This is a genomic window from Massilia agilis (assembly GCF_024756255.1).
Taxonomy (GTDB): Bacteria; Pseudomonadota; Gammaproteobacteria; order Burkholderiales; family Burkholderiaceae_D; genus Telluria; species Telluria agilis.
Genome location: NZ_JANUHB010000011.1, coordinates 1 through 5,591, shown reverse-complemented (window position 1 = coordinate 5,591; position 5,591 = coordinate 1). Strand labels below are relative to the sequence as shown.

At 63.4% G+C, this 5,591-nt stretch carries 3 protein-coding genes; 2 read left to right on the top strand and 1 reads right to left on the bottom strand.

What is annotated here, in order from left to right:
- Positions 1-395 precede the first annotated feature (395 nt).
- Complete coding sequence (gene leuA, locus NX774_RS23205; protein WP_258824671.1) at positions 396-2,084, top strand: 2-isopropylmalate synthase; 1,689 nt, start codon at positions 396-398, stop codon at positions 2,082-2,084.
- A gap of 202 nt (positions 2,085-2,286) precedes the next feature.
- On the opposite strand, the gene NX774_RS23200 is transcribed toward leuA, so the two are convergent.
- Complete coding sequence (locus NX774_RS23200; RefSeq protein WP_258824670.1) at positions 2,287-2,835, bottom strand: DUF6328 family protein; 549 nt, start codon at positions 2,833-2,835, stop codon at positions 2,287-2,289.
- A gap of 164 nt (positions 2,836-2,999) precedes the next feature.
- Here NX774_RS23200 and NX774_RS23195 point away from each other — a divergent pair, with 164 nt between their 5' ends.
- The gene (locus NX774_RS23195; protein WP_258824669.1) at positions 3,000-5,414 is read left to right on the top strand and encodes a penicillin acylase family protein; all 2,415 of its coding nucleotides are present in this window, start codon (positions 3,000-3,002) and stop codon (positions 5,412-5,414) included.
- Positions 5,415-5,591 lie beyond the last annotated feature (177 nt).

Genomic DNA, 5,591 nt, shown 5'->3' with positions numbered 1-5,591 from the left:
TCGTTCCGATTCGCATCCCGATGGCTTGACACGAAGGCGCAATTCGCCGTACAGTCAATCCATGTCCCATCAACAGCATCTGTCGACCTTCCTATCGCTGACCGGCGCCCTATCGCCGGCAGGCCTGCTACTACGCGCCTAAGCGCCGCGTAACCCGTCCGGCTCCCGCCGGCTTAGCAAGCAGTTCCAGGAAAGTCGTACCGATGTCTGTCACCCGTTCTATTCCCTCGTTCGCTCCCGCCCGGTTGTACCTGGCCGCTGGCGCACGCGCGCAGTTTCGCCTCCTGCTAAAGCTACCGATCGGTTGCCGGGCCTAGCGTTCCGTGGCCCGTCCGGCAGCCCGCCGCCACCCCCGTGCCATCAGGCTTTGACCGCTTTCAGGAGTCCCCGAACAAATGTTGAACAATCCCGCAACCAAATACCGTGCCTTCGCCCCCGTCCAACTGACCGATCGCCAGTGGCCGAACCGGACCATCACCCGCCCGCCGATCTGGATGAGCACCGACCTGCGCGACGGTAACCAGGCGCTGATCGAACCGATGAGTGTGGAGAAGAAGCTGCGCTTCTTCGAACTGCTGGTCAAGATCGGCGTGAAGGAGATCGAAGTCGGTTTTCCGTCGGCATCGCAGACCGATTTCGACTTCGTGCGCGGGCTGGTCGACAGCGGGCGCATTCCGGACGATGTGACGATCATCGTGCTGACCCAGGCGCGCGATGAGCTGATCCGCCGCACCGTCGAGTCCGTGGCTGGCGCCAAGCGGGCCTGCGTGCACATCTATAACTCGGTTGCGCCAGTGTTCCGCCGTGTTGTGTTCGGAATGGAACGCGACGAGATCGTGCAGATCGCTGTCAGCGCCACCAGCCTGGTCAAGCAGTTGGTTGCTGCCCATCCCGAAACCGACTGGCGCCTGGAATACTCGCCGGAGTCCTTCTCGACCACCGAGCTGGATTTCTCAAAACAGATCGTCGACGCGGTCAGCGCCGTGTGGCAGCCGACGCCGGAAAAGCCGATGATCGTCAACCTGCCTTCCACGGTCGAGGCCAGCACCCCCAATGTCTACGCGGACCAGATCGAGTGGATGTGCCGCAACCTCGAGCGTCGCGATGCGCTGGTGATCAGCGTACACCCGCACAACGACCGCGGCACGGCCGTGGCGGCAGCCGAGCTGGCCGTCATGGCTGGCGCCGACCGTGTCGAGGGCTGCCTGTTCGGCAATGGCGAGCGCACCGGCAACGTCGACCTCGTGACCCTGGCCTTGAATCTTTACACCCAGGGCGTCCACCCGGGCCTGGATTTTTCGGACATCGATGCGGTCCGCCAGCTGGTGGAGGAATGCAACCAGCTGCCGGTCCATCCGCGTCACCCGTACGCCGGCGACCTGGTCTTCACCGCGTTCTCCGGATCGCACCAGGATGCGATCAAGAAAGGCTTCGCACAGCAACAGGCGGACGCGATCTGGGAAGTGCCCTACCTGCCGATCGACCCTGCCGACCTGGGCCGCAGCTACGATGCCGTCATTCGCGTCAACAGCCAGTCCGGCAAAGGCGGGATGGCCTACTTGCTTGAACAGGAATACGGACTGGTGCTGCCGCGCCGGCTGCAGATCGAGTTCTCGCGCGCAGTGCAGAAGGTGGCCGATGCGAGCGGGCGCGAGATTGCGGCCAACGATATTTACGCGCTGTTCGAGCGCGAATACCTGGAGGCGAGGGCGCCGTACCGCTATGTGGCGCACCAGATGGCCGATACCAGCGGCAGCAATCACGCCGTGCGCGTTGACGTGACGGTCAGCCGCCACCAGGCCGCGCAGGCCTTGCACGGGATCGGCAACGGCCCCATCGACGCGTTCGTGTCGGCGCTGGGCCTGGACATCCGCCTGATGGACTACCACGAGCACGCCATCGGTTCCGGGGCGAACGCACGTGCCGCATGCTACGTGGAACTGCGCGTCGACAACGGACCGACGCTGTTCGGTGCCGGCATCGACAGCAATATCGTGACGGCATCGTTCAAGGCGGTGCTGTCCGCGGTGAACCGCCACATCGCCAGCGTTGGCGAAGCCGGCCCGGCGTCGAGCGCCGCCTGAGCCCCACGAACAGCGCAAAGAAAAAGCCCCGGCAAACTGTCGGGGCTTTTTTCGTTCCAGCCTGATGCCGGAACGAGCCATCACACGTTGGCGGCGTTGCCGCAAGCGCATGGTTGGCTGGGCGTACACATGCGATCCCGACGCTCCCCCGATGTCAGGCGCCAGACCGGCCAGTGCTGCCCAGTTCACAAAAAGAATGAACTCAACCGGACTTTATCCCGCTGCCGGCAGCCCCATCTGTTCGACGGCTCACACACAGCGTTTCAAAACGTAAACGCATCAGACGCCGGGATTGCGCGGCTGGTAACGATGCCGTCCGTGCACGGGAAACAGGTAGCGCCGCAAACAGCAGCAACGCAGCAGCCCCGGCAACCACGCTGAGCCAGGGGTTTTCGCTCACGACAAACAGCACCGTGAACATGTCGAGCGATAGCCCGAGTGCAAGTGGGACGAGGCCGCCGCGTATCATGATCGATGACACCTTGGCCATGTGAGGCGTGGCCTCGCCAGCGCAAGCCCGGTAATAAATGGCCGGGGTCATGATCATCGCGATCGTCACCACGACCATCGCCAGCCCCAGCACATGGCAGGCCTTGGCGTAGGTGGCGAGATCGGTAAAGCGCGCATTGAACACGGCGATAGTCTGGAACCCGAAGAGGGCTTGCACGCCGGGCAGGATGACGCGCGCCTCTTCGATTATGTTGCGCATCTCCGTATTGAGTTTGTCGTGCTCCGATTGTTGTTTCTCCATGCGGTCACAGTACGCAAAAATGGCAGGGCCATCAATACCGCACGGTTGGAAGTGCGCACCCCATGGCCGTTGAGCGCTGTCAACAACGGATGGGCCTGCCAAGCGCATGATCGCGTGATCGTTGCCCCGACATCCCCTCCAGTTCACCGACGCAAGGAGTCCTCGTGATCATTTGCCCGCCCGCACTTGCCGCGCGCAGCGCTTCGCTTGCCCGCCCATTTCTCATCCTGGCCGCCATGGCATTGGCTGCCTGCTCTCCCGAAGCCGAGGGCAGTGCGACGGTGCCGGCGCCGCAGCCGGCGCATGCCGAGCTCGCTCGCACCTCGCACGGGGTCGTCCACGTGCGCGCGCAGGACTTCCGCGGGCTTGGTTACGGCATCGCCTACGCCTACGCGGAGGATAACCTGTGCATGTTCGCCGATTCCTTGCTGACCGTGCGTGGCGAGCGCTCGCAGTTCTTCGGACCGGACGCGCACGCGACCAAGCGCGTCAAGGACGAATACGGCGCGGCGAGCGATTTTGTCGACCTGAAGAACGAAGATAGCGATTTCTTTTTCAAGGGCTACCTCGATCCGGCGGAGCTTGCCGCCGGCTATGCGGCCGCCTCGGTCGAGTCGCGCGATTTCCTCGAAGGATATGCCGCGGGGTACAACCGCTACCTGAAAGACCGGGCGGGGCATTATCCCGCCGCGTGCAACAACGTGCCTTGGGTGCGGCCGATCACCGCGCAGGACATGTACCTGGTGTTGGCCGAGAAAGCGCTGCATGCGTCCGGCGAAGTATTTGCGGCCGAAATCGTGGCCGGTGCCGTCGAAACGGGCAAGGCGGTGACGCCGGTCGCCGTGACGAGCATCGCGCACGAGCGGGATTTCATGCAGGAACGGCTTGATGAGCTGACCGGCGGCAAGCTCGGCAGCAACGCGCTTGCGCTCGGGAAGGAGGTCACCGCGAACGGACGTGGTGTCCTTCTCGGAAATCCGCACTACCCATGGACTAGCACCGACCGGTTTTACCAGGCGCACTTGACCGTGCCAGGCCGTTACGACGCGATGGGTGTGATCCTGGGCGGCATTCCGCTGGTGGTGATTGGCTTTAACCGCGACGTCGCGTGGACGCATACGGTGACGACCGCCGTTCACTTCACCACCTTCCGGCTGCAACTCGATCCGGCAGATCCGACGCACACGACCTACCTGTTCGATGGCAAGCCGATGAAAATGACCTCGCGCACCGTCAAGGTGGACAGCCTGCAGCCGGATGGCACGCGCACCTCGCGCAGCAAGACCTTCTACTTCAGCAAGCAGGGCGTCGTGCTCGTCAAGCCCGAGGCCGGGCTGGGATGGACGAGCACTTCCGTGACCGTGCTCGCCGATCCCAACCGAAACAACACGCGCTTGTTGGACCAATGGATCGGAATTGGCACGGCGCGCAACGTGCACGAGTTGAAGGCCGCGCTCGACAGGACGGTCGGGCTGCCCTGGGTGAACACCATTGCCGCCGACCGCTTTGGCGAAACGCTGTATGCCGACGCCAGTGTGGTGCCGAGGGTTGGCACGGACAAGTTCGCTTCCGACTGCCTGCTGGTTCCGCAGCTGCTGACCTTCGATGGCGCGCGCAGCGCCTGTGGCTGGGGCAAGGATCCCGGCGGCCTTGACGGGATCTTCGCGCCGCAGAACGCGCCCTGGATGATTCGAACCGACTATGTGGCCAACTCGAACGACAGCTATTGGTTGACGAACGCGCGTGCCCTGTTGGCGGGACCGGCGCCCCTTGGTTTTTCTCCCTTGTACGGCAAGACCGGGATCGAACAAAAGCTCCGCACACGCATTGGTTTCCGGCAGCTGGAGGAGGAGCTGCGCAAGCACAAGCCGCTCGGCCTCGAGGACGTGCAACGGCTGGCGTTCGCGAACCGGGTACATGCCGCCGAACTGGTCCTGCCCCAGTTGCTCCCCACGTGCAAGGACAGTCGTGATCGCACGATTCTGGCAGCCTGCAAGGCGCTGTCGGCATGGGATCGCCGAGCAGAGCTTGCCAGCCGTGGCGCGGTGCTTTTCCGCGAGTTCTGGAACAGTGCGAGTGCAATTCCAGGTAAGTGGGCAGTGCCGTTCGATCCCGCCGATCCGGTGAACACCCCAAGCGGGGTGGCGAGCCAGGCGATGCCGGCGATGCTGGGCGCGCTCAAGCAAGCCGCGCAAAAACTGCAGGGGCTCGGCATTCCGCTCGACGCCCCGCTGGGCCAGTACCAGGAGGATACCCGCAACGGCGCCAGGGTTGCGGTGCATGGTGCGATCGGCGACATCGACGGCTCGTACAATTCAATCCACATGGCAAGCCAGCTGGATGCGTCGGGCTACCACAACATCGCGTGGGGCACGAGTTATGTGCAGGCAGTCACTTTCGACGAGGATGGCCCGGTCGCTCGGGCGATGCTGGTCTACGGCCAGTCGGTTGATCCGCAGTCGCCCTGGTACGCGGACCAGGTACCGCTGTTTTCCCAGAAGCAGTGGCCGGCACTACCGTTCACCGAGGCCGCGATCCACCACGATCCACGTTACAGCGTCCACGTACTCAACGATTAGGTCGCTCCGATGCAACGCTGGTCCTTGCGGAGGAGCGGCGCGTTTGCTATAGTTCTGGTCCCCGCAGCGAGGTAGCGCAACAAAAACAAGCGGCGGGGCAAACGAAGTAACACAGGGGTTGACGAGCATCGCAAAACACCGCATAATCTCATCTCTCTGCTGCTGACGAACAAAACG